The following is a 25,664-nucleotide window of genomic DNA, read 5'->3' as shown; positions in this document are numbered from 1 at the left end:
AGATCACTTCGTTTCACTCGTGATGACGTTATTTATAAGATTCTTCAATTGAAACTCGTGTCGAATTGGATGCACTACTGCGTGTTCTAACATAGCATCTATGCAATAATCAACTCCCCAATTAGATTTGTAAACTTTATCTTCAAATAATTCAGGTTCAACATTTGCGAGGGGCAATTTCCATCTTTCAAATAAATGAGTTAGTTGTTCTACAGCTTTTTGTTCTATTATTTCTGCTGGTGGAGTTTCATAAATTTGCGGATCATTCAATTCTAATTTATCACACATCCAGATCATATAACCTCTTGCTGAGCGTAGAAGATGATAGAGTAGTGTATCTAATGATTTGTAAAATGGATCATCAGTAACTGGAAGTTTTACATTTAGTTTTTTTGCTTCCTTCCAGGTTGCATAAAATGATCGCAAATGTATTTCGTGTAACGCTACAAGTGCTTTTGCTCCGCCGTATTTATATGAAATATCAATCATACAATTAAACCTTAACTTTAATTACAATTTTTTTTACATATGAACTTTCATTTACTTTAATTCCCGGTAAATGAACATCGGTGGGGAAAAAGATAGCAAACATTCCTTCATTTACTTGTGTGAAAGATTTATCTCCGCTGAAGAATGTTATATCGTTTTGTTCGTTGTATTCATCAATAACTTTTTGGTTTTCTAATGGAGCGTAGCCCATTAACTCGCTGCCTTTTGCTACAAACTGAACATCGATATATTTTTTGTGTGCTTCAAGTTTTCCTTCGTTTTCATCTTTTGTAGTGTATTCATTAACTAAAGCAAAGACATTGTCTCCTTCAATTTCGTATTTGCCTAATTCCATTTTAATAAAATCAGTTTCTTTTAGATAGGTAAAAGCTTTGCTTATTCTTTCACCAAGTCCGGAATAAAGATTTGAGTTTGAGAGTTTATCGATTATCATTTTAAATTAGTTTTTTTAGTGAATGATTTTGAAAGGAAAGGGGGGTCATTTATGAAATGACACCCCTAATAAAATATTACTTTATAATTTTCTTATCTCTTAGTACAGTTTCAACAGTTATAGCACCGATTTCCTGCAAATCATATTTTACGCGTGTGCTTGGTTTTTTAATGTTGATATATCTACTAAGATCAATCGGAGTTCCGATTACAACTGCATCACATTTTGTGTTATTGATTGTTGTCTCAAGATCTTTTAATTGTGCTGCTCCATATCCCATAGCTGGAAGCAATACACCGATATTAGGATACTTTTTAAATGTATCTGTAATTGACTTAACAGTAAAAGGTCTAGGATCAACGATTTCTTTTGCTCCAAGTTTTTGAGCAGCTACAACACCAGCTCCGTATTTCATTTCACCATGTGTAAGGGTTGGACCATCTTCAACAACAAGTACACATTTTCCCCTAATTAATTCAGGATGTTCTACGGTAACAGGTGAAGCCCCATCGATAACAGTTGCGGTTGGATTTACTTTTCTAATGTTCTCTCTAACAATATTAATTCCTTCGTTGTCAGCTGAATCAATTTTATTAATTACAACTGCATCAGCCATTCTTAAGGAAGTGTTTCCTGGATAATAATTCATTTCGTGTCCCGGTCTGTGTGGATCAACAACTGTAAATGTTACATCAGCTTTGTAGAATGAGAAATCATTATTGCCGCCATCCCATAAAATCACATCAGCTTCTTTTTCAGCTTCACGTAAAATTGCTTCGTAATCTACACCAGCGTAAATAACTCCGCCTCTAGCCACGTGTGGTTCGTACTCTTCAATTTCTTCTATTGTGCATTTATGTTTTTTAAGATCAGCATAAGTTGCAAAGCGTTGTACTTTTTGTTTTACAAGATCACCATAAGGCATTGGATGACGAATTGCTACAACTTTTTTTCCTGCTTTTGTTAATGCCTCAACAATTTTACGAGACGTTTGAGATTTACCACATCCTGTTCTAACTGCTAAAACTGCAATCACAGGTTTTGTACTTTTAACTTCAGTCTCTGCTGCGCCAAGTAAACGGAATGAAACCCCAGCAGCATTAACTATTGAAGCTTTTGTCATTACATATTCAAACGGAACATCAGAATAAGCAAAAACAACTTCTTCAACTTTTAATTTTTTAATTAATGGAACTAGTTCTTTCTCTTCATAAATTTTTATTCCATTTGGATAAAGTTTGCCGGCAAGTTCTTTTGGATAAGTTCTGCCATCAATGTTTGGGATTTGTGTTGCGGTGAATGCAACAACATTGTAGTCGTTGTTGTCTCTAAAGTAAACGTTAAAATTGTGGAAATCGCGTCCAGCAGCGCCCATTATCAACACGTTCTTACGAGCCATAGAAATACTCTCCTTTGTGCTTTTAGATTTTGTTGTTGTATAAAAAGTTTTTGATTCATTTTTTATAGTATTATTTAAAATTTCTGCTACAAATCTAAGGGTTTTTTCCTTGATTTTCCTTGAAAATCGTATCAAATTGTCAATTGATAGTTGGAATTTGCAGTTTTGAATTTGAAAAGTGCGTTTAAGTTAAATAGGGCAAGAAAATTGAAAAGGGTATGAAAAAAATATTTTTTTAAAAGCCCCTTCCTTTAGGGAAGGGGTTGTTGATAGGCTTATTTTAACAATATCAACTTTAAGTTTTTGGATTGTTGATTTGATTGAATTCTTACAAAATAAATTCCAGAGCTTACATTATTTCCGAAACTATTTTTACCATTCCAAACTAATTCATATTTCCCTGCAGATTTATATTCATCCAATAAACTTATAATCTCATTCCCAAGTAAATCAAAAATCTTTAAAGTTTGCCAACTGCCTATTGGAGACTGCCAACTGATTTTTGTACTAGGATTAAATGGATTTGGATATGCGCTCAAACTAAATTCAGTTGGAATTAATTCTTCATCATCAACAGAAGTAAAACTATTCGGAATGCCCGGTGTCGGAAATAATGTTGACCAATTATTTGTGCCATCAGGAAATCTTCCAAAGGAAATATCTGTTGTTTGAGGACCAAATGAAAGTGAATCGATTATCGTAATGCCATCAGTATCAACTAAAGCTATAAATTCACCGCCCGCACTAAGTTTAAAGTTTGTGTGTATGCCTTGTTGTTCTTGTTGTTCATCGCACCAAATTAATAAAAACTGATTTGGATTTAATATAAGATTTGGCTGAGTGAATTGATATTTAGTCAAATTATCTTTTTTGTCTGTTAAAAATTTTCCTGTTAAGGATATTGTATTTACGGTTGGATTATAAAGCTCAATCCAATCATCAAACTCTCCATTTGGATCAGCGATTGTAGTTGAATTATCCGCCATAAATTCATTTACAACAATTGCATCGGTTACAATTTGTGGAGTTTTAATTTCAATTGCATTTTTTCTTGGATAAAATTGTGACTGATTTTGTACGTCCTTTACATAAACAAAAAACTTTCCTGTTATACCTGCCCCAAGCGGAGGAATAACACCAATCCAACGATCCGTCTCTTCAACAATTTTTGTATTTGATATTGGAGAAAAACTCATTGGATAAATTTGAGTATTTGATGAGCCTACCTCTTGATAATATATTGAAACTTCATTCAACCCATTGTTATCAAATGCTGAAGCATAAACATAAATGGAATCGCTTGCACCCGGATTTTTAGGTTCGAAATCAATTTTATATACGATAGGTTTTGCCGTTTGATAAGAAAGTTGTGGTGATAATGATGCATTTCTAAGATTTACAAATTCTTTTAATCCGTATTTAACATGTTGATTGTTATAACCTGACTCTGAGTAAGAGTTATTAAAATCATCCATAGTAAAACCATAATCTTTTGTACGAAATGTATCTAAATTTGCAGAGTTAGTAATCATTTGCTTTAACCCGTCAATTTTGTTACTCCAAAGCGGTAATGAATATAAGTTTGAACTAAAAAATTCTAAAAAGTGCGTGTAAAGATTTCTGTATTGCGGTATTTGCATAAATCTTTCTGCAAGCGGTCGATTACCTCCAACCACTTTTGGATAGTTGTATGGATTAGCATTCGTCCAGTTGATCCCAAACCAATCAATACCAAATGTGTTGTCATAATCATAAGGAATCAGGTGGAAAATATCATTTGTTGGATCGTGATATAAATAGTAGTTATTCATTAGAGACCAATAATCATCCCACTCCCCAAAAAGAATATTCATTGAAAAATATTTTAAAACTTCTGGAACCACTATTACAGATTCGACTGAATCTTCGAGTGATGCGAGGGGAGTATTGTTAAGTATGGTTATTAATCGCACTAACTTTGAAAAATCTGCATTCTCTTCATTTGTCTTTAATTCATAAGCCGGTCTTCCATTATCGTTAAGATTTTTATAGATATTCGGATCACTTCCAAGATAATTTAAATCTGCAGGATAAAGACATTTCCACAAATTGCCAGTATCATCAGCAAAATTTTTATATAAAAATTCATCATCAATATGCTCAACAGAAATATACAAACCATAATATTGTCCATTGATATAAACTTCTACGTGATTAGATCTGCTGGCAGTTACTCCTATTGTTTTGTAATGATCAAAGCATAATTTGCTGCGGATAATTGATGGATCATTATGTTCTCCATTTAAATTAAGCTTATCAGCACCATAAAACTCTCTGCCGGGAAAAAATGTATTAAATGAAACTTTAAAAGATTTCTTTTGTGCATTACGAGAAGTGTTTCCTCGTAGTCTGAACCCAATTGAATCAACTGTTTCGTTAATGTATGCATTTTGAAAATGAAATGATGCTACAAACTCAGAATCACTTTGTACGTTTTGATAAAGCCAAACAATGGCTGCGGGATCGATTGTTATATCAACTCTGGCAACCTGTGAGTCATCATAAAGTTTCCAGCTCTCATCCTGCTGTGAAAAAGAATTGACTGAGAACAGAAGTGAGAAAACAATTATTAAAGAAAAAAATCTTGTAAACAAATGCATTTTAAATCCGATGTTTATATTCAAAAATTACGTTCTTAAGTTCTTTAAAAGATTACTAAATTGCTACCACAAAATAAATTTAGTGCTAAAATTAGCGAGGACAAAATGAAAATATTCTTTTTAAGTTTTATACTGGCTTTTACAACATTTGCTCAAACCAAAATCAATTTTGATGATTACTTCGTTGATGAAACTCTGCGTATAGATTATTTTCATATAGGGGATGCAAAAAATGAAATAATAACAATCGATAAATTATACCAATATGGAAGTTGGGCTGGAAGCTTGAATAATTTGATTGATAATTTTAATAACGGCAAATATTATTTGAAGATATACGATTACAATTCTGGTAATTTAATTTATTCAAAAGGATTTGATACTTTTTTTGGTGAGTATGCTTCGGGTGATGATGGTATTAATGGAATTCAAAAGAGTTTTCACGAAACAGCAATTATTCCGGTTCCTAAAAACAAGATTGCCTTTGTATTGGAAAAGAGAAATGATAAAAATGAGTTAGATGAATTTTTCAGAACATTAATTGATCCGCAAAGTATTTATGTTATTAAAGATAGAATCAAAGATGAATCAGTAGATATTTTTAAACCTGTTAATAATGGTGATCCTCATACGAAAGTTGATATTGTAATTTTAGCGGAAGGATATACTAAATCTGAAAAAGAAAAATTTCATAAAGATTTGAATAAGTTTGTTGAATATTTCTTTGAACAGGAACCGTACAAATCACAAAAAAATAATTTTAATATATATGGTGTATTCAAACCGTCAGAAGAGAGTGGAACAGATCTGCCCGGCGCAGATATTTTTGTTAACACAGTTCTTAACACAACTTTTTGGTCTCTTGGTTCAGAAAGATATTTAATGACTGAGGACAATAAAACTATGCGTGATTTGGCCTCTTTTGTTACTTATGATGCAATTTATATTCAGGTTAATCACGCACGTTATGGCGGCGGCGGAATATATAATCAATATTGTACTTACACTACAGATAACCAATTCGCAAAATATTTATTCACACATGAGTTTGGCCATTCATTTACAGGATTAGCGGACGAATACTATACTTCAGATGTTGCTTATAATGATTTCTTCAAACCAACTGTTGAACCAGTAGAACCAAACATTACCGCATTGCTCGATCCAAAAAATGTTAAATGGAAAAAATATTTAACTTCAGGAATCGAAATCCCAACTCCCTGGGAAAAAGAAGAATTTGATAAATTTAGTTATGAGTGGCTTAAAGAAAGAAACAGATTAAATAGTTGGGTATCTGAATTAAAAAGAAATCGTGTACCCGAGAATGAAATTAAGGCTGCTGAAGAAGAATATGCAATGAAAGATAAAAAGCAATCAGAAAAAGTTGATAAATATTTAATGAGCAGCAAATACTGGAATATGGTTGGTGTATTTGAAGGCGGCGGCTATCAGCCTAAAGGGATTTACAGACCGATGCTAGACTGCATTATGTTTTCAAAGGGAGATAAACCATTCTGTAAAGTTTGTGAAGAGGCGATTAAAGAAGTGATTGGAAGTTATACTAAGTAATTATTTTTAGCGTCTTTGCCACTTTACGTTTTTATTTTGCAAAGTTACAGAGACGCAAACTTTATTTAAGATGATCAATCATTGAAGAAATAAATCTTGCATCGGTACCGCAGCAGCCTCCCAGAATTTTAAGATTGTATTTTTTATTTAAATCCGCCATTCCGCTTGCCCAGTTTGCCGTTGAATCTGCATCAAGTTCTTCCAGCGTGTCGAGTTCCTCTGGACTTTTACTAGAGGCATTAGCTTGAATACCATATAATCTTTTCTTCAAAATATCGTTTTCATCGTTGAGATTAAGAAATGATTTATGAAGCACATCCGGATGAATACAATTTGTTAAATAAAATAATGGTGGAGAGGAAACTGAATCATCAATAATTCTTATTGCATCTGTTAATAAAGATCCGTCAAGTAATTTGCCGTTATCTCGAATAACAAAACTTATCACATAATCTTTCTTGGTATCACTCATTGCTTTTGCAATACCTTTTGCTTCATTTATTTCGGGAAGGGTGGAAGCTAAAAGAAAATCAACCCCGGCATCTGCAAGAATCTGCATTTGTTCTTTATGAAATTCATAAGCATCAGATTCACTTAACGCTTCTTCAGGTTTGTAAGCATCACCTTTGCAGCCCGTTAATCCTCCGATATAAATCTTATCAGAAAAATTTTCATAAGATTTTCTAATTTTATCTACAAAAATAAAAGCATCAGTATTGATTGTATTCATATCAATATTAGCTTTACTAGTTCTTTCCTTATTTGCTCGCCAGGTAGGAGTTAACAACATAATGGGAAAGTTTGCTGATAATGCGATATCAATATATTCACGGTATAACTTTTCTAATAAAACTTTTCCTGATTCATCATAAATCATAAGTGCATTAGATAAAATTTCATCTAACGGATATTTGAACTCACGTTTTAATCGTTCGATTATTGAACCCTCAGTTATGATGTGAGGATAGAAATTAATGGCTTCTTTAAATGTCATTTCAACAAAATCATTTTTTTAGATTGAACAAATTCACCCACCTTAAGCTGATAGTAATAAATGCCACTTGAAAGTTTAGAAGCATCAAACTCAGTCTCATAATTTCCGGCGGGTTTAAATTCATTAACTATTAATGCAACTTCATTTCCCAAAACATCAAAAACTTTTAATGTTTGCCAGCTGTCAATTGGAGACTGCCAACTAATTTTTGTTGATGGATTAAACGGGTTAGGATAATTCTGTTCTAAAGAAAATTTTGCTGGTGGAAGAATTTCAACTTCAATTATGTTTGAGTATTCAAACGTACCATCAAAATCTATTTGCTTTAATCTGTATTGATACTTTCCAGCAGAAAGATTTTCATCTTTGTATGAATATGTTTGCGGTTCTGTTGTGGTTCCGTGTCCATTAACAAAACTAATACTCTTCCATTCCTCGCTTCTTTCGTTTTTCGTCTCTCGTCTTTCGATTTGAAATCCTGAATTATTAGTTTCAGTTGCAGTTGTCCAATTTAAAGTAACATCATTATCAATAACAGACGAAGAGAAGGAGAGAAGTTCTACTGGAACAATTGCAGGAACATAAGCAGTTGCTTCATTGCTCCAAGTGGATCGCCAACTGCCTCCAGGCCCTTCACGAACCTGTATTCGATAAGTATATATGCTATCCAATTGGACGGTAGAATCTTCCAAATAAAGTACATTTGGTCCGACCCAAGCAATTTGATAGTAATCTGTGGAACTATTTGGAAGTCCATTTTTTCTTTGAATAACATATCCCCAGCTTGGGTTAATCGTGCTTCCAGGACTCCAGCTTAAAAATACTTTTTGTGATTCACTATCAGAATTGGCACAGATTTGTGCTGGAGGTGAAGGAGTTGAGAGAGGAGAGATTAATAAAAAATTATCTATGTACCAATATCCTGCGGAATTAGGAATTGTATCTATGCAGAACAAAGCTAATTTTACATAATTTTCATTAGGAACCATTACAAATGCTTGATTGGCGGAAACATCCTCGGTTATATCTTGCTGCCATATTGGTAGCCAGGTTAATCCTTCATCAAGGGAGTAAGCTAAACCAATAGTGTATTGTCCCGATTGCCAGTCCAAACTATAGTTTAAATCGATAGCATTAATGGAAGAACTCAAATCAAAAAAACTATTAAGAATTAAATATGAAGTATCACTAACGAGAGTTGAATTATAGAAACTCAATTCAGGCGCTTGAACACCAGCAAAATTTGTATTTGAAATATTCCAAACGGCACCTTGCATTTGTAAAATTGTATAGTTGGATAAATCTCCATAAAAATAATCTTCCCAGTAGCTGAAAAATGATCCCTGTGAAATAAAGTACCAAACCGGTCCAGCTGTTTGTCCAAATGAATTATATTCAACAACACGCCAATAATATTTTGTATGTACATCAATTACTCCTAAAACTTCTAACGAAAGTGAACTGAATACCTTTGAGGAATCTATTCCACTTAGTGCTTTTACAGAAGGGTCAAGATTTATTACTAGATTTGAATCTTGGCTAATATAGACGTCATTGTATATAAGATTTGTGGGATTTTGCCAATATAAAATATGTGCCCATTGACCATTGTAATAAGATATATGTCTTGCACCATTAGCAGTCATTGGATTAAATGGTGGATCGGGAACTTGTGCAGATAGTTGCATTGATATTAAAACTGAAAAAAGTATCACTAACTTTTTCATAACTCAACTCCCTGATGAAAAGTGTACTTCAAATCAAAGAAATTAATCTTTCAGTTACAAGTGTTTGGTAGATTTTATTTAATTTTGTTTAGTGATTAACAAATAATTATAAAAACTGAGTACAGTCATTTCGAGAGAGTGCGCGACCGAGAAATCCTTCACCATTTTTTTTGAAAATTTTATCACATCGCCTGTCTGCCGGCAAAGGCAGGTTCGAAATGACAAAGCAAATTGTTGATTAAAACTTTTAGAACTAAAAATTATGAAAACAAAACTTGACATAGCAAAAAACTGGCTGCCGCGTTACACGGGAACTGCAATTGATGAATTTGGAGATTATATGCTTTTGACTAATTTCCAAAACTACGTTGATAAGTTCGCAAATAAATTTAATTGTGATGTTAGAGGAGTAGGCAGAACCATGCAAACTGCAACTAATTCGCAAGGACTTTCAATTATAAACTTTGGAATGGGTTCCGCTAACGCTGCAACTATAATGGATTTACTTGTTGCTCGTACCAAAAGGTGTTTTGTTTCTTGGCAAATGCGGCGGATTAAAACGTTCAACAGAAATAGGGCATTTTATCCTTCCAACTGCTGCTATAAGAGGTGAGGGAACAAGCGATGACTACAAACCAAAAGAAGTTCCAGCGCTTCCATCATTTAAACTTCATAAATTTGTTTCAGATAAAATTATCAATCGTGGATTAGAATATCGTACAGGAGTTGTCTATACAACCAACAGAAGAGTTTGGGAATGGGATGAAGATTTTAAACAATATCTTAAAAAACTTTCTACAATTGCTATTGATATGGAAACAGCTACTTTGTTTATCGTTGGCTTGGTTAATGAAATACCTAGAGGTGCATTATTATTAGTTTCAGATATCCCGATGATTCCGGAAGGTGTAAAGACTGAGGAATCAGATAAAATTGTTACCGAGCAATTTGCAGATATGCACCTTGAAATTGGAATTGAAGCTATGACAGAACTTGGTGATAAAGGCGAGCCGATTAAGCACTTTACTTACTAAAAACTTTTTTATGATCAATTCTTAAAAACATTTGTGCAAAAGTAAACCAGCACAAACCCAAAGACCATCCTGCAATTACTTCTGTAACAGTATGGCCTGACCCTATAAACCTACTTATTCCAACAAGTGCAATGATCAAAGAAGCTGAAATATATAAGTACTTATTAACATCATAACTTTTCTTTTTTGAACTTAAATACTTAGCCATTGCAAGGTACATTACAGTTGCAATAAAAGTATGTCCACTCGGAAAGTTTGATAAAGTTTCTGTAAGAATCGTATTAAAATTAATTTCTGCAAGGGTTGATGTTATTGATTTTGTTACCAAGATTAAGACAATTCCAAGTCCAACAGTAAAGAGATAATTTTTTGCTTCTGTTTTTCCTCGACTCAACTTCAAGTAAAAATACATAAACGTAGAAAAAATGAGAACAAGTTCTCGACTTCCAAGGGATGAAATGTCGTTGATCATTCCAACAAACCAAGGTGGACCAAACGAATGTGACCATTTATTTGTATAACCTAAGGCATTGTAAAGGGCTTTTCTGACAAATTCAGAACCCCCATCAAATAAACCAAAACAGCTTAACAAATAGATTATGAAACTTGATACAAAAATAGTTATTAGATTTTTATTTGATTTAAAAAACATTGTTCTTTTTATGTCGGATTTGAAGCACTAATATAAAGAATTGAACTGTCTTGTTGATTTATAAACTTTGAATGTTTTGTCTCTGTGTGATACAAATTGTCAATAGAATCAACTGTTGTTTCGGTAATAACTATTTTTTTGCATCAATTTATTTTTCTACGTTAGATCAAACTTAAGTTAGAATTGCTAAGAAAACTTGCTATTCACAAAAATAATCTTATTTTGTAAAATTAAAGGCTTATAATGAGCGGCTTTTTAAGGTTATAGTTGATGAATCAATATAAATCTGCGTTTTGCTTGTCGTTCAACTCACAAAAAAATTATAAAGGTACTTGATGGCTAAAGACGAAAAAAATGGATTGTACATTCAACTTTATAGTGTACACGGGCTGATCCGAGGTCACAATCTTGAGCTTGGACATGATGCTGATACAGGGGGGCAAACTAAGTATGTCTTTGAACTTGCAAATATATTAAGCACATATCCGGAAGTAGAAAAAGTTGAACTTGTAACCAGGTGGATTGATGATAAAAAGCTGTCAAAAGATTATTCCATCCCGATGGAAAAAGTTAATGACAAATTTGATATTGTCAGAATAAGAGCAGGTGGTGGAAAATATATTCGTAAAGAATTATTGTGGAATCATCTTGAAGAGTTTATAGATAAAAGCATTAAATATTTAAAAGCAAGAAAAAGATTGCCTGATTTTATCCATAGTCATTATGCAGATGCAGGATATGTTTGCAGTGAACTAACAAAATTTTTTGGAATCCCTTTTGTTCATACCTCTCACTCAATAGGGAAAGATAAACTTCAAAAACTGCTTGACGATGGTCTACCGCAGGAGCAGGTTGAAAAAAGATATAAAATGAGTCAACGCATCCAGAGTGAAGAAGAAATATTTTACTTTGCTGATATGATTGTAACCAGTACAAGTCAGGAAATCGAAAATCATATCAAAAATTACCAAAATGCTGCGGAATCAAAATTTAAAGTAATTCCACCTGGAGTAAATCTCGAAAAATTCTTTCCATACAATGAGATTGGACAATTTGACGAGCAAACTGCTTCATTAATTAAACATATCAATCAGGAATACACCAAGTTTTTTGTTGATTTGAATAAACCAATTATACTTTCTTTGTGCCGACCTGACCGGAGAAAAAATATTTCCGGCTTAATAACCGCTTATGGAGAGGATAAAGAAATTCAGAAGAAGGCAAACCTCGCAATTTATGCTGGTATCAGAGATGATATTGCAACAATGGAAGAAAACGAGCGTGAAGTTCTTACGGAAATATTATTGCTTATAGATAAATACAATCTTTATGGAAAAATGGCTATTCCTAAAAGGCACGATACAAATATTGAAGTTCCAGAACTTTATAGACTGGCTGCAAGAACGGGAGGTGTGTTTGTAAATGCTTCTCTATCTGAAACTTTTGGATTGACGTTAATCGAATCCGCCGCAAGTGGTTTGCCCGTGGTTAGTACAAAAGATGGCGGGCCAAGAGATATAATTGCTAATTGTAAAAGCGGGATTACAGTTGATGTATCAGAACATAAAAATATTTCGATCGCTCTTAATCGGATTTTAGATAATAAAAAACTCTGGAAAGAATATTCTGAAAATGGAATTAATAATGTTAAAAAGTTTTATTCGTGGAAAGCTCATACGGAAAAATATTTATTTGAAGTCGATAAAATTCTAAAAACACACTCTAAGGTTCAGAATACATTTGCAGAAACCGGAAGAAAATTGCTTGATATGGAAAAATTAATTGTTACAGATATAGATTATACTTTGATTGGAGATGATCTTGCTTTGAATGATTTTAAGAAAACAATTAAGAATATGTCACCTAAAATTGGATTTGGTGTTGCAACTGGTAGAGCTATCGAATCAGCAGTAGAAATAATAAAGAAAAATAATATTTCCGTACCAGACTTTTTTATTACTTCCGTGGGATCAGAAATTTATTACAACTATAAGGATGAATTAATTTATTCAAAAGGCTGGGATGCTCATATATCACATCAATGGCAGAAGGAAAAAATTGTTGAACTCCTTACAAAGTTTAGTTTTCTGAAGTACCAGGAAAAACAAAATCAGAGAAAATTTAAAATAAGTTATTATACCAATGACAATAAAAAAAATCTAAATAAGGTAAGAGAGCTTCTACTCAGAAATAAAATTAAATGTAATCTAATTTTTAGTCACGGACAATTTCTTGACATACTGCCGTACAGAGCCTCAAAAGGAAAAGCTATAAGATATCTTGCCTATAGATGGAATATACCTTTTGAAAAAATTCTTGTTGCAGGTGATTCAGGCAATGACATGGAGATGCTTAAAGGTGATTTGCTTGGAGTTGTTGTGGCAAATTATAGTCCAGAATTAGAAGCGTTGAAAGGATCACGAAGAATATATTTTTCAGATAAAAGATTTGCAGCAGGAATATCGGACGGAATAAATCATTATAATTTTATGAATCAGGAAAGGAACAGAGATGCAATATAAATCCGTAATAGAGTTGATTAAAGATAATAAAACAGATTTTTTCAGCTATCTAAATAAGGTGGTTTCGGCACCGGAGAAACTATGCGTAAAAGGTAATCATATAAAATTTCTAGAAGCTTTTAAGAAAAATGGAAAGAGCAACAATTATGAAATAATTTCAATAATAATTAAGCAGATTTCAGAATCTGTTACACTTGGTAATGTTGTTTATATAGAAATCCGTGAAGTTATTGGTCGCTCGAATCATTACTTCTTTAATGTTGAAGAATATATTTACGAAAAAATATCTTCTAAAGATTATTTAATAGCAAAGGAAAAATTTGTTAAACCAGATTTGGACAACAATCAACTTACTATAAACTTCGAAACATTTTACAGAAAATTTCCGAGCGTAAGTGATCATAAAAGTATTGGAAAAGGTTTTGAATATCTAAACAGATATTTATCAAGCAAAATGTTTACAGAACCTGAAAACCTTAGAAAAGCATTGTTTGATTTTCTATTTGTGCATAAATATAAAACACAGCAATTAATTCTAAATGATAGAATTAGCAGCCACGATGAACTTATACGCAGAATTGATCAAGCTTTGACTTTTCTAAAAGATAAAAAAGAAAGCGAACCATATTCAAAATTTAAAAACCAATTACAGGAAATTGGTTTTGAACCAGGGCTGGGAAATACTGCAGGACTAATTATGGAAACTCTTGAACAATTAAGAGAATTAATGCAGGCACCAGATCATGAATTGTTAAAAGGTTTTCTATCAAAAATCCCTATGATATTTAATATCGTTGCCGTTTCCCCTCACGGATATTTTGGACAGCAGGGAGTCCTTGGAAAACCAGATACGGGTGGACAGGTAGTTTACATTTTGGATCAGGTTAAAGCTTTGGAGCAGGAAGTTATGAATTCCATTAAGAGCTCAGGTGTAAATGCAAATCCTAAAATATTAATTCTTACTAGATTAATTCCTAATGCAGAAGGCACGACCTGTAATAAAAGACTTGAAAAAGTTTTTGATACAAAGAACACATACATTTTAAGAGTTCCTTTTAGAGATGGAAATAAAAAAGTAACTGATAACTGGATTTCACGTTTTGAAATGTGGCCATATTTGGAAGACTTTGCCGAGGATTCATATCGTGAACTTCTTGCTGAGTTTGGTGAAAGACCAGATTTGGTTATTGGAAATTATTCTGATGGAAACATGGTTGCCACTTTACTTTCAAGAAAATTCAAAGTCACGCAGTGCAACATTGCTCACGCTCTTGAAAAATGTAAATATTTGTTCAGCGGGTTATATTGGGATAAGATGGATGACGATTATCATTTCTCGGTTCAATTTACTGCTGATCTAATTGCAATGAATTCGGCTAATTTTATTCTTACATCTTCATACCAGGAAATTGCAGGGACCGATGATGTAATCGGTCAATATGAATCTTACTTAAATTTTTCAATGCCGGGGTTATATCGGGTTACAGGTGGAATAAATTTGTTTCATCCAAAGTTTAACATTGTATCGCCAGGCGTTAATAAAAAAATATTTTTCCCATACACTGAAAAAGAGTCACGATTTACAGGAATACAAAAAGAACTTAATGCACTTTTATTTGAAAACATTAATGATCCGGAAACGATTGGTAAACTCGAACATCCTGAAAGAACTCCCATTTTTACTATGGGCAGGCTAGATAAGATAAAAAATATAACTGCTCTGGTTAAATGGTTTGGTGAAAATTCAAAAATTAATGAACAAGCAAATCTAATTTTAATTGCAGGAAAGATTAATGCGGATGATTCAACTGACATTGAAGAAAAAGCTCAGATAAACGTAATGCATAACTTGATTGAGAAGTATAAGCTCCACAACAAAATAAGATGGATTGGGAAACTTTTACGCAAAGATAAATCCGGTGAAGTTTATAGAGTGGTTGCAGATAGAAAAGGAATTTTTGTTCAGTGCGGATTATTTGAAGGATTCGGATTAACTGTTATCGAGTCAATGCGTTCCGGGCTTCCAACTTTTGCAACACTCTATGGAGGTCCCTTGGAAATAATTCAGAATAAAAAATCAGGATTCTTAATCGATCCGATTGAAGAAAAAGAAAGTCAGAAAATCATTTTATCATTTTTGGAACAGTGCAAAAAAAATCCAAAATATTGGAATGAAATTTCTGAAAACGGAATTAAGCGAGTGGATACAACATACAATTGGGAACTTCACGCTAGCAAGCTTCTCTCACTAGCAAAAATATATGGGTTTTGGAACTATACTTCTAACATCGAAATGAGTGAAATGAATGCTTACTTAGATGTTTTGTATCATACACTATACAAACCGAGAGCAAATAAGATAAGAGAAATTCATAATGCACGGTGATCTTAAAAACTATTTGTAGAACTATTGCCGAATTATTTAAAAAGTCATTGCAAGGAACGAAGCAATCTCAAACGCTAATTAAATTAACAGATTGCTTCACTCTAGTTCGCCGCGGCGAATCGTTCACAATGATTATTATAGCAGTTTTATGTAACCTGCGAAAAGGTTCCTTACTTTTCCTCATTTACTTTGTTTACAAAGAGAGTTTGAGTTGGATATGCAAATTCAATTCCTTCTCTTTCAAACGCTTCATAGATGGTAAAATTTATTGATTGCTGAATATCCATGTATTTATTATAGTCTGAGCCATTAACATAATACACAAATTCAAAGTTTAAACTAAAATCACCGTAGTTGGCAAAATGTCCGCGATCAAAATTTGCATCTTCCTGTTTTTCAATTATATCCTTAACAATTTTAGGAATTAATTTTAATTTTTCAAAAGAAGTTTGATAGATCACTCCAAGTTTAAAAACTACTCTTCGTCTTTCCATCTTTTTATAATTATGAACGCGCGAATTAGTTAAATCTGTATTTGAAAAAACAATTTGCTCACCACTAAGAGCACGTATTCTTGTTGTCTTTATTCCGGTATACTCCACAACTCCTACTTTGTCGCCAACAATTATAAAATCTCCAATCTTAAATGGTTTATCAAAAAATATAACAAAGTAACTAAAAAGATCACCAAGAACTGCTTGAGCAGCCAATGCAATAGCTATTCCACCAATTCCAAGTCCGGCAACGACAGCTGTTATTTTTATACCTAGATTGTCTAAAAGAAAAACCAATGCGATAGCCCAGATTGTAAGGTTAACAATTCCGCGAATTCCTTTAATCTGTTTTTCCCTTTCATCTGAATCATCAGCTTTTTTAAAGTAAGACTGTAGTGATAAATTGATTGAGGATACAATTGTTTTTACAACAAGAAAAGTAATCACAATAGTTACAGCGATATTAATTCCTTTTTCAAAATTGGGCGAGAGTATTAAAGATTTAATTGAAACATAAAATACTCCTAAGTAAAAAACCGGAACTAGAGATTTTTCAATTGCTCTGACTAGTAAATCATCAATAGAAGTACTGGTTGAATCAGCCCATTTTTTTAGTCGACTTAAAATATATTTCTTGAATATAAAAACAATTACAATCCCGCCGATAAAAATACCAAGCGCGATTAGATATTTTAAAACTGTGTTTTCAAAAATTGTATAGTTTAATAGTTCTTGCATTTTGATAACTCATTTCATTTTTTATTGTGATAAAGTAACATAATAAGAATTATTTATATAGAAACAACTCACTGTGAATTAAATCACTAAAGTTATTTATTGATAATTAAATTCTTCTTCTAAAACCTTCACCCATTACTTCGTGTACATTGCTAACAGTTACAAAAGCTTTCGGATCAACTTTTTTTATTATGCTTAACAGTTTTGATAACTCTTTAAGTGTTACTACTGTTGTTAATACCTCGCGGTCTATGTTTCTGTAAAGTCCGCGTGCTTTTAACGCCGTTGCCCCTCGGCTTAAATCATCCATTATTGCTTTCGCGATTTCATCATTCTTATCCGAAATGATGTTCACAGAACGCGCGTAATCAAATCCATCAATAATAACATCAACCAAACGGCTGGAAATAAAGAGTAGGAACAATGAGTAAAAGGTAAGTGTAACCGCAGAACGATCACCTGCAATTCCTTTAAACTCAATTATAATACCCGCAATTATAATTACAAAGAAATCAGTGATCATAATTGCCATACCGGGTTTTGTTCCAAAACGTTTTTGCATTATTGCTGCAACAATATCAGAACCACCGGTAGTTGCTTTAAATTTAAAAATGATTCCCAAACCTATTCCTAAAAGTGCAGCTCCTATCAGGATTAAAAACATAAAATCATTTTGTTGTAGATTTTTTATTGTAGGTGTGTCTTGTAATCGAATAAAATCAAATCCTGGAATATCACCTCTAAAAAAATCTATAAAGAATGAATTAAGTGTGAATCCAAAAAAAGTTCTAATACCAAAGTCTTTTCCAAATTCTTTTACTCCCCAAATGTAGAGAGGAATATTTAACACCCAAATCATCAAACCTACAGGCAATCCAGTTAGATAGTGAATACTCATTGAAAGACCACTTACTCCACCGGGAACAACTTTAGCATCAACTAGAAAAATTCCAATCCCGATTGCCATAATTGCGGCACCAAATGCAATTGCAAAATATTCAAAAACAATATTTAATTTTTTATTTTTTTCAATCATCTAATTCTCATCGGATATAAATTTTATTTTAACATTCAAAGTTAACGATTGCTTCTCAATTGAAGAAAAAACTGAAAGATTGTGTTTATTTAATGTAAAAACAGTTTAAATTAGTACAACAAAAAACTTCAAGGTTATTATGAAAAATTCTGTCCTACTATTTATTACATTCATATGTCTATCTACATTTTCATTCTCACAGTATCTAAATGTTCGTGTTGATGGACCAGGTGCTTCGCAACCGGAAGAAGTATCAATCGCGATCAATCCAACAAATCCAAATTACATTTCTGCCGGTGCAAATATAGATCACTTTTTTAGATCAACTGATGCAGGATTAACCTGGACAACAGATTTTTTATCATCTTCAGCCTACGGCGTTTGGGGTGATCCTTGTATTGTTTATGATGAACTTGGATATTTATACTTTGGACATTTATCAAATCCACCAATCTCAGGGTACTGGATTGACCGAATCGTTGTTCAGAGATCTACGAACAATGGTTTAACCTGGAACGATGGTGCTGGCATTGGATATCTCAATCCAAAAAATCAGGATAAAGAATGGCTTGGTGTTGATATGCACAGCCAACTTTATAAAGGAAATATTTATACAACATGGACAGAGTTTGATAATTATGGAAGCAGCAGTCCTGCTGATTCATCGCGTATAAGATTTTCACGTTCGACTGATAAGGGACTAACATGGAGTACAGCGTTAACTGTTAGCGATAAAAGCGGCGATTGTATTGATGAAGATAACACAGATGAAGGTGCGGTACCGTGCGTGGGTCCCAATGGTGAAGTTTATACAAGTTGGGCAGGTCCACTAGGTTTGATGTTTGATAAATCCACAAATGGTGGAAACACTTGGGGAACAGATGTTTTTGTTGCTTCAATTCCAGGCGGCTGGGATTATGCAGTTCCGGGGATTTATAGAGCAAATGGTTTACCCATTACAGCTTGTGATACAAGCCAATCACCGTTTAGAGGTAATATTTATATTAATTGGTCGGATCAAAGAAATGGAACTGGCAATACTGATATCTTTCTTTCAAAATCTACTGATGGCGGAAATACTTGGAGTGCAGTAAAAAAAGTTAATGATGATAATACCACAAGGCATCAATTTTTTACGTGGATGACGATTGACCAGACAACAGGGATTCTATATTTTGTTTTTTATGATAGAAGAAATACTTCAAACAATCTTACTGATGTTTACATGGCTCGCTCAACTGATGGAGGTGAAACTTTTGCAAATTTTAAAGTAAGTGAGTCATCATTCAATCCGAACTCAAATGTATTTTTTGGTGATTACACAAATATCACAGCTTTCAATAAAATGGTCTATCCAATTTGGATGAGATTGGATGCAAGTTCATTATCGGTTTGGACAGCAATTGTAAATGATTCATCTGCAACTATACCTGTTGAATTAAATAGTTTTACTGCTAATATTAGGGATAGTAAAGTCAACTTAACTTGGCAAACTGCCAGTGAATTAAATAATAGGGGATTCGAAATTCAAAGATTTAAGGATTCAGAAATTGAAAAATTAAAAAATTGGAGAACGATTGGTTTTACAAAGGGTAACGGAACTACAACAGAAATAAATAATTATAATTTTGTTGATGAACCAATTGAATCAGGACATTATGTTTATAGGTTGAAACAAATAGATTATAGCGGCACGTTCGAATATTCAACTGAAGTAGAAGTTAACTTTATTTATGCGAATGATTTTAAACTTTCACAAAATTATCCAAACCCTTTTAACCCAAGTACAACGATTGAATATCAAATTCCACAATCCTCTTTTGTAACAATAAAAGTTTATGACGTAATCGGATCAGAAATTATAACTTTAGTTAATGAAGAAAAATCTGCAGGGATACACGAAGTTAATTTTGAACCTAAAAATTTAACAAGTGGTTTATACCTTTATAAAATCTCTGCTGGTGGTTTTGAACAAACAAGAAAGATGCTATTGCTGAAGTAAAACGTAACAAAATCACTTCCTATTAAATAAGCCGTCAGAAATGACGGTTTTTTTATTAAATATGAAAATTAAATCTTTCATTTATCCCAACTCTGATAAAACCACTATTTTTTGCGCTTAATAAAGGTTTTTACCATCGGTACGATAATTGTTAAATAGCAACTTTTAGTAATTAACAAAAAGGTGAGAAAATGAAAGTTACATTTACACTCGTTACAGTTCTGTTAGTAATAATTATGGTATCTTTAATGCAGTCAGAGCCTGGCTTTAATGGAACTACTGCAGGTTGTGGCGGTGGCGGCTGCCATACTTCACAATCAGGTATCGTTTCAGCAGCTGTTTTAACTGGTAATCAAGTAAGTATTACAGTTACTGGTGCAAGCGGTAATGTTGGAGGTGAACTAGTTAACTCAAGCGGTACTGTAGTTGCCGTTATAAATACAACCAGCAGCAATCCTTTTACTCTAACTGCACCATCTGCTGGTAGTTATACTGTTAATGCTGGTTTTAAAAACCCTAGTCGCCAGTGGGGAACAACTTCAGTTAATATTGTTTCTGCTCCACCTGCACCATCATTATTAAATTCTAATCCAATTAGCAACTCACAAATTAATATTAGCTGGACGGATAACTCAAGTAATGAAGATGGATTTAAGATTGAAAGAAAAACTACAACTGGTGGAACTTACTCTGAAATTGCTCAAGTCGGCGCAAATGTAAACACTTATAATAATACTGGTTTAGCAGGTGGAACGCAATATTGTTATCGTGTTCGATCCTATAATGGTGTAGGAAACTCTGCCTACAGTAATGAATCTTGTAACAATACTTTACCTGATGCTCCGAGTGCACCATTAAGTCTTGTTGCTAACACAATTCAAAATCCTTTATCTGTAGAACTTATGTGGACGGATAATTCGAATAATGAAGATGGATTTATAATAGAAAAAGAAACTGCTACTGATGCTTTTGTTGTGATTGACAGTGTTGTTGCAAATGTTTCTATGTACACAGATTTAAGTGTTACATTTTTAACTTATAATTATAGAGTTAAAGCCTATAATGTTACGGGATCTTCAGCTTATAGCAATGTTGCACAAGTTTCTGTTCCAGTTGAATTAACAAGTTTTACAGCAAATCTAAATTCAGGTAAAGTTAATTTAATTTGGCAAACAGCCACGGAAACCAATAACTCCGGATTTAATATCGAAAGAAAAAATATTGAGTCCTCAAAATGGAATTCCATTGGTTTTGTAAATGGAAAGGGAACTACAACAGAACAACAAAATTATTCTTTTGTTGATGAGAATGTTTCAGCAGGTAAATATTTATACAGATTAAAGCAAATTGATTTTAATGGAATGTTTGAATACTCAAATGAAATTGAAGTTGTAGTAAATGCGCCGGATAACTTTTCTTTAAATCAAAATTATCCAAATCCATTTAACCCAAGCACTACAATTGAATTCCAACTTCCAAAAGAATCATTTGTAACATTAAAAGTTTACAATATTCTTGGAAAAGAAGTTGCATCACTGGTTAACGAACAAAAACCGGCTGGTGTTCATAAAGTTAATTTTGATGCTTCAGAGATGCCGAGTGGAATGTATATTTACAAAATCTCCACCGGAAGTTTTGAACAAACAAGAAAAATGTTGTTTCTTAAGTAACCCTCAATCATCAATTTTAAATTAAGGCGATTCAGATGAATCGCCTTTTTTATTTTATTCAGAATCGACTTCCGCAATATCTAAAATATTTTTGGATACTTCGGGCTCACCAGCATAAAAACTCTTATCAACTTTCTTTGTGTAGCTCCAGCGATGAAGCCAGCTTATTCCGCCTCTACCTGTAAACGTATCTTCAGATAAATATGCAGAATCGGTTAAAGTTTCCTTCAAAGTAATAAAACTATAATTTCTTTTCATCAATGCTTCCGCTAATTCATCAAAGTAATCTGCGTTTATCATATTAGCGTGGATAAGCAAAATTTGTTTTATTTCTCTTCCAAATAATTTTACTGATTGATTTTCAAAGTAAACAGTTTTATCGATCATATAACTAACATACTCGGAGCCAATCTGTTCCATCAATTCAAAATCATTTTTGTTGTAGGCATTTTCATAAGCGCGTGCATATATCCATTCACCGTTATCAATAGTAACAGGTGCAATAGTGTAGTTGTGTTCTTTAAGAAAATCTTCTAAAGCTTTTTTCTTTTCTAAAGAAATTCCAGTGTGTAAGAAAGGATGTCTAAAGTATTCAAGTTTTTTATTCTTTTGCGATAATAACTCTTTTGTGATTCTTTCCCCTTTAATAATATCTTCAAAAAAATCTTTTTGATCTATAATATGATAATCCGGATGTGAAAAAGTATGATTACCAAGTTCAAGATCAGCATCAACCCAAAGTTGCAATGCTTTTATTCTTGAAGAATCTAAAACGTTATTAACATAAATTTTGTATTCGTTTACAAATCCAATTGCTGGGATATTATACTTTTTAATTATGCCAAGAAGTTTTTCTGTTTGTTCAATCCATTGATTTCCATCTTCAAGATATTTTGTATTCATCGGAAGGTCATCAAAAGTAACTGCTATGTAGCGTTTGGTATTCGTTGGTTGTGAAAGAATTGCAATTGTAAACAGTGCAATTAAAAATAAAATTTGAAAATATCTGGTCATTTTTTCCTTTAAAAATATTTTCTGCAAAGATATGAAAAGATATTTAAGGAAAAATATAAATATCAGGATGCAAAATTGTATCCTGATATTAATGATAAATTATCTTCCAGCAAGATGATCTAATCTTTTTGTTTTTTGAACAAGATCTACAAATTCTTCTCTGTATCCGAAATTATCTTCACCAAGATTTGATTCAGCGAGTTCTCGAACATAATCAAGATTAGAATTCCCTTTATTTTCAGAATCACTAAGAATCATCCCAAACATTGCAACGGCTGCCGAAAAGTTAAAATTCTTACTCGGATATTTTCTTAACGCAGAAAGAGGAACAGCTTGAGAAATCAATTTACTTGTTTCTCCATTCGGTTCTTTATATCGGAATTTTACAGTTAAAAGTTCATCTGTAGTTCTTGCTGATTCTTTAAGTTCAACAACCTGGTATTTTAATTGTAGTTCGCTTATTTCATCAATATCATCCTGCAACTCAATTTCATAAAGTGCCGTAACTGTGTGCCCGGCTCCGATTTCTCCACCATCTTTTTTATCGTTATCAAAGTCTTCATCATTCATTAATCGGTTTTCATATCCAACTAATCTATATTGTTTAACTTTGGCAGGATTAAACTCAACTTGAATTTTTGAATCCTTTGCTATCGTAAAAAGTGTGGCTCCAAGTTCATTTACAAAAACTTTTTTAGCTTCCATAAAATTATCAATGTAAGCATATTGACCATCGCCGTCATCAGCAAGTTTTTCTAATCTGGAATCTTTTAAATTCTCTCCACCAAAACCCAAAACGGTAAGAAATATTCCTTTTTGTTTTTTATCCTGAATAAATTTTACAAGTTCAGTTGTATTAGAAATTCCGACATTAAAATCTCCATCAGTTGCAAGAATAACTCTGTTATTTCCATCGCTCATAAAATTTACTTCAGCCATTTTGTAAGCTAACTGAATTCCTGCCCCTCCAGCAGTTGAACCACCTGCGTAAAGGTTATCAATTGCATTAAGAATTTTTTCTCTATCATATCCAAAAGTTGGTTCAAGAACCAGCCCGGTTGAAGAGGCATAAACTACAATTGTAACTTTGTCATCGTTACGCAATTGTTTTGTTAAAAGTTTAAATGCTCTTTTAAGTAATGGAAGTTTATTTTCAGGCTGCATAGAACCTGAAACATCAATCAGAAAAACAAGGTTGCTTGGTCCAGATTGATCTCTTGATATTTCTTTTCCTTTAATTCCAATATGCACAAGATAGTTTTCTTTATTCCATGGGCAGTTGGAAAGTTCAGTGTAAATCTTTACAGGTTCATCTTTGGGTGCAGGATAATCGTAATCAAAATAATTAATAAATTCCTCAACACGCACGGCATCTTTAGGTGGCAGTTGCCCTGAATTTATAAATCGTCTAACATTTGTGTACGAAGCTGCATCAACATCTATTGCAAAAGTTGAAAGCGGAGTTTTAAATGAATTATTAAAAACATTTTCATCAACTTCTGCATATTCTTCATTAGAAGTATTTATTGGATTTATTTTGCTGTAACGAGACTCATATACACCAGCTTGAACTTGAACTTCTTCAATATAATATCCAACTTCATCAACTCTTCCTCCGCGGATATTGATACTACGGTCATTCACTACAACTCCTGATTGAAGTGACATAATATTATTAGTCCCTTTTACCGGCAGTTTATTAATCATTTCTGAATCTACAACCTTAACAGTGTTAGTTGCTTTTTGTTCAAAATATTTTTGATCTACTACGACGATTTCAGAAAGTGTGAAATCTGTTTCAAGCTCAAAGTCTAACTCGACAACTTGAAAGTTTTTAATTGTAACATCTTTTTTTTCAAACGGAGCATACCCAACATAAGTTACTTTTATGGTATACGTTCCGGCAGGAATATTTTTGATTTCGTAAAAACCGTCAATATCCGTAGCTGCGCCCCAGGAATGATTTAACACAATAATGTTAGCACCAATTAGAGCTTCGTTTGATGCTTTGTCTGTAACTTTTCCTTTCAATGTTCCGTTTGCAAACAAGGGAACTGATAGTAAAAGTATTGCAAAAAATTTTGTAAAGAATAACATAAGTACCTCCCTTGATGGTTGATTGGGTTTCACCAGCTATTCTAATTTTTTGCAAAATTGTTTTCAAACTACTTTTTGAGTGTTTTAGGGTAGTAATTTGGTAGGTATACAGATTAGATATTTTATGTAATTAGACTTTTACCAATGTACAGAGCAATGTTTTAATGAGTACTTAAATTAAGTTATGTAATTCTTGAATCAAGTTTTTCAGTTATTTTTAATTCTTATTGAATCCATTTGAGGTGGATTAGTTTTAATTTTGCCCAAATAGTTTCCGAAATAAAATTCTTTAATTGGAATGATAGGGGATTCTGTTGGTACTTTAAAAGTGCAAGCCGTTTTAAATTTAGCAATATACCTTGGATGCGAAATAATTACATTTGGATCTCCATTTTCAAGTTCAAAGTTAAGTTCACTTTCGAAAGCAACTATTTTTACATTATCAATTTCAATTGTTTTATAACCAATGTAAGAAACTCGTAAAAGATATGTCCCCGGCGAAATATTCTTAATCTCATAATTGCCATCAATATCCGATGCTGCCCCAAGATTAGTGCCTATGACAAGTACATTTGCTCCAATCAAAGGCTCGCCATATTCTTTATCAACGACTTTGCCTTTTAAGGTTCCCGTTTGAGCAATTATGTTTGTAGTAATTGAAATGAAAAAGAATAACCAAATAATAACTTTCATAAAATCTCCCAATAATCTATACAACAATAATTCTAATTGAATGTATATTCAACAC

General features: G+C 32.7%; 17 protein-coding genes and 1 pseudogene. 6 read left to right on the top strand and 12 right to left on the bottom strand.

Annotation, left to right across the window (positions count from 1 at the left end):
• Positions 1–3 precede the first annotated feature (3 nt).
• The 4 genes from IPJ23_07310 to IPJ23_07295 form a co-directional block, all read right to left on the bottom strand.
• A complete protein-coding gene (locus IPJ23_07310; GenBank protein MBK7630492.1) occupies positions 4–489 on the bottom strand; it encodes a hypothetical protein in 486 nt (161 codons plus the stop codon).
• A gap of 4 nt (positions 490–493) precedes the next feature.
• A complete protein-coding gene (locus IPJ23_07305) occupies positions 494–943 on the bottom strand; it encodes a YhcH/YjgK/YiaL family protein (GenBank protein ID MBK7630491.1) in 450 nt (149 codons plus the stop codon).
• A gap of 76 nt (positions 944–1,019) precedes the next feature.
• Positions 1,020–2,342, bottom strand: a complete 1,323-nt coding sequence (locus IPJ23_07300) for a GTPase (GenBank protein MBK7630490.1) — start codon at positions 2,340–2,342, stop codon at positions 1,020–1,022.
• Positions 2,343–2,617: 275 nt separating this feature from the next.
• Complete coding sequence (locus IPJ23_07295; protein MBK7630489.1) at positions 2,618–4,981, bottom strand: CotH kinase family protein; 2,364 nt, start codon at positions 4,979–4,981, stop codon at positions 2,618–2,620.
• Positions 4,982–5,086: 105 nt separating this feature from the next.
• Here IPJ23_07295 and IPJ23_07290 point away from each other — a divergent pair, with 105 nt between their 5' ends.
• On the top strand, positions 5,087–6,550 hold the full coding sequence (locus tag IPJ23_07290) for a peptidase M64 (protein ID MBK7630488.1): 1,464 nt from the start codon (positions 5,087–5,089) through the stop codon (positions 6,548–6,550).
• A gap of 61 nt (positions 6,551–6,611) precedes the next feature.
• On the opposite strand, the gene IPJ23_07285 is transcribed toward IPJ23_07290, so the two are convergent.
• Complete coding sequence (locus IPJ23_07285) at positions 6,612–7,544, bottom strand: homocysteine S-methyltransferase family protein (protein MBK7630487.1); 933 nt, start codon at positions 7,542–7,544, stop codon at positions 6,612–6,614.
• Positions 7,541–8,533, bottom strand: coding sequence for a T9SS type A sorting domain-containing protein (locus IPJ23_07280; protein MBK7630486.1), 993 nt, complete (start codon positions 8,531–8,533; stop codon positions 7,541–7,543). Before IPJ23_07280 ends, IPJ23_07285 begins: the two co-directional genes overlap by 4 nt.
• A gap of 1,000 nt (positions 8,534–9,533) precedes the next feature.
• On the opposite strand from IPJ23_07280, the pseudogene IPJ23_07275 reads away from it, so the two are divergent.
• Positions 9,534–10,305 (top strand): annotated as a pseudogene (locus IPJ23_07275) (AMP nucleosidase).
• Here IPJ23_07275 and IPJ23_07270 read toward each other — a convergent pair.
• Positions 10,295–10,957: a phosphatase PAP2 family protein gene (locus IPJ23_07270; GenBank protein MBK7630485.1), complete on the bottom strand. Its 663-nt coding sequence runs from the start codon at positions 10,955–10,957 to the stop codon at positions 10,295–10,297. The pseudogene IPJ23_07275 and the gene IPJ23_07270 overlap by 11 nt on opposite strands.
• A gap of 335 nt (positions 10,958–11,292) precedes the next feature.
• On the opposite strand from IPJ23_07270, the gene IPJ23_07265 reads away from it, so the two are divergent.
• Both IPJ23_07265 and IPJ23_07260 read left to right on the top strand, forming a co-directional pair.
• Complete coding sequence (locus IPJ23_07265) at positions 11,293–13,479, top strand: HAD-IIB family hydrolase (GenBank protein MBK7630484.1); 2,187 nt, start codon at positions 11,293–11,295, stop codon at positions 13,477–13,479.
• Positions 13,469–15,865, top strand: coding sequence for a sucrose synthase (locus IPJ23_07260; protein MBK7630483.1), 2,397 nt, complete (start codon positions 13,469–13,471; stop codon positions 15,863–15,865). Before IPJ23_07265 ends, IPJ23_07260 begins: the two co-directional genes overlap by 11 nt.
• A gap of 170 nt (positions 15,866–16,035) precedes the next feature.
• On the opposite strand, the gene IPJ23_07255 is transcribed toward IPJ23_07260, so the two are convergent.
• Positions 16,036–17,097: a mechanosensitive ion channel family protein gene (locus tag IPJ23_07255; protein ID MBK7630482.1), complete on the bottom strand. Its 1,062-nt coding sequence runs from the start codon at positions 17,095–17,097 to the stop codon at positions 16,036–16,038.
• A 106-nt stretch (positions 17,098–17,203) separates the two neighbouring features.
• Positions 17,204–18,133: a YitT family protein gene (locus tag IPJ23_07250; protein ID MBK7630481.1), complete on the bottom strand. Its 930-nt coding sequence runs from the start codon at positions 18,131–18,133 to the stop codon at positions 17,204–17,206.
• A 139-nt stretch (positions 18,134–18,272) separates the two neighbouring features.
• Between IPJ23_07250 and IPJ23_07245 the strand changes: the two genes are divergently transcribed.
• Both IPJ23_07245 and IPJ23_07240 read left to right on the top strand, forming a co-directional pair.
• Entirely contained in the window at positions 18,273–20,135 is a 1,863-nt protein-coding gene (locus tag IPJ23_07245) for a T9SS type A sorting domain-containing protein (GenBank protein MBK7630480.1), read from the top strand.
• Between the two features lie 191 nt (positions 20,136–20,326).
• Positions 20,327–21,805: a T9SS type A sorting domain-containing protein gene (locus IPJ23_07240; GenBank protein ID MBK7630479.1), complete on the top strand. Its 1,479-nt coding sequence runs from the start codon at positions 20,327–20,329 to the stop codon at positions 21,803–21,805.
• Positions 21,806–21,859: 54 nt separating this feature from the next.
• On the opposite strand, the gene IPJ23_07235 is transcribed toward IPJ23_07240, so the two are convergent.
• The 3 genes from IPJ23_07235 to IPJ23_07225 all read right to left on the bottom strand — a co-directional run bounded on the left by IPJ23_07235 (position 21,860) and on the right by IPJ23_07225 (position 25,609).
• The gene (locus tag IPJ23_07235; protein MBK7630478.1) at positions 21,860–22,819 is read right to left on the bottom strand and encodes a polysaccharide deacetylase family protein; all 960 of its coding nucleotides are present in this window, start codon (positions 22,817–22,819) and stop codon (positions 21,860–21,862) included.
• A 99-nt stretch (positions 22,820–22,918) separates the two neighbouring features.
• On the bottom strand, positions 22,919–24,916 hold the full coding sequence (locus IPJ23_07230) for a von Willebrand factor type A domain-containing protein (protein MBK7630477.1): 1,998 nt from the start codon (positions 24,914–24,916) through the stop codon (positions 22,919–22,921).
• 207 nt (positions 24,917–25,123) lie between these two features.
• Positions 25,124–25,609, bottom strand: coding sequence for a carboxypeptidase-like regulatory domain-containing protein (locus IPJ23_07225; protein MBK7630476.1), 486 nt, complete (start codon positions 25,607–25,609; stop codon positions 25,124–25,126).
• Positions 25,610–25,664 lie beyond the last annotated feature (55 nt).

The organism is Ignavibacteriales bacterium, from assembly GCA_016709765.1.
Classification (GTDB): Bacteria; Bacteroidota; Ignavibacteria; order Ignavibacteriales; family Ignavibacteriaceae; genus IGN3.
The sequence above is the reverse complement of the archived record's forward strand: the minus strand, read 5'-3'. Positions and strand labels throughout refer to the sequence as shown.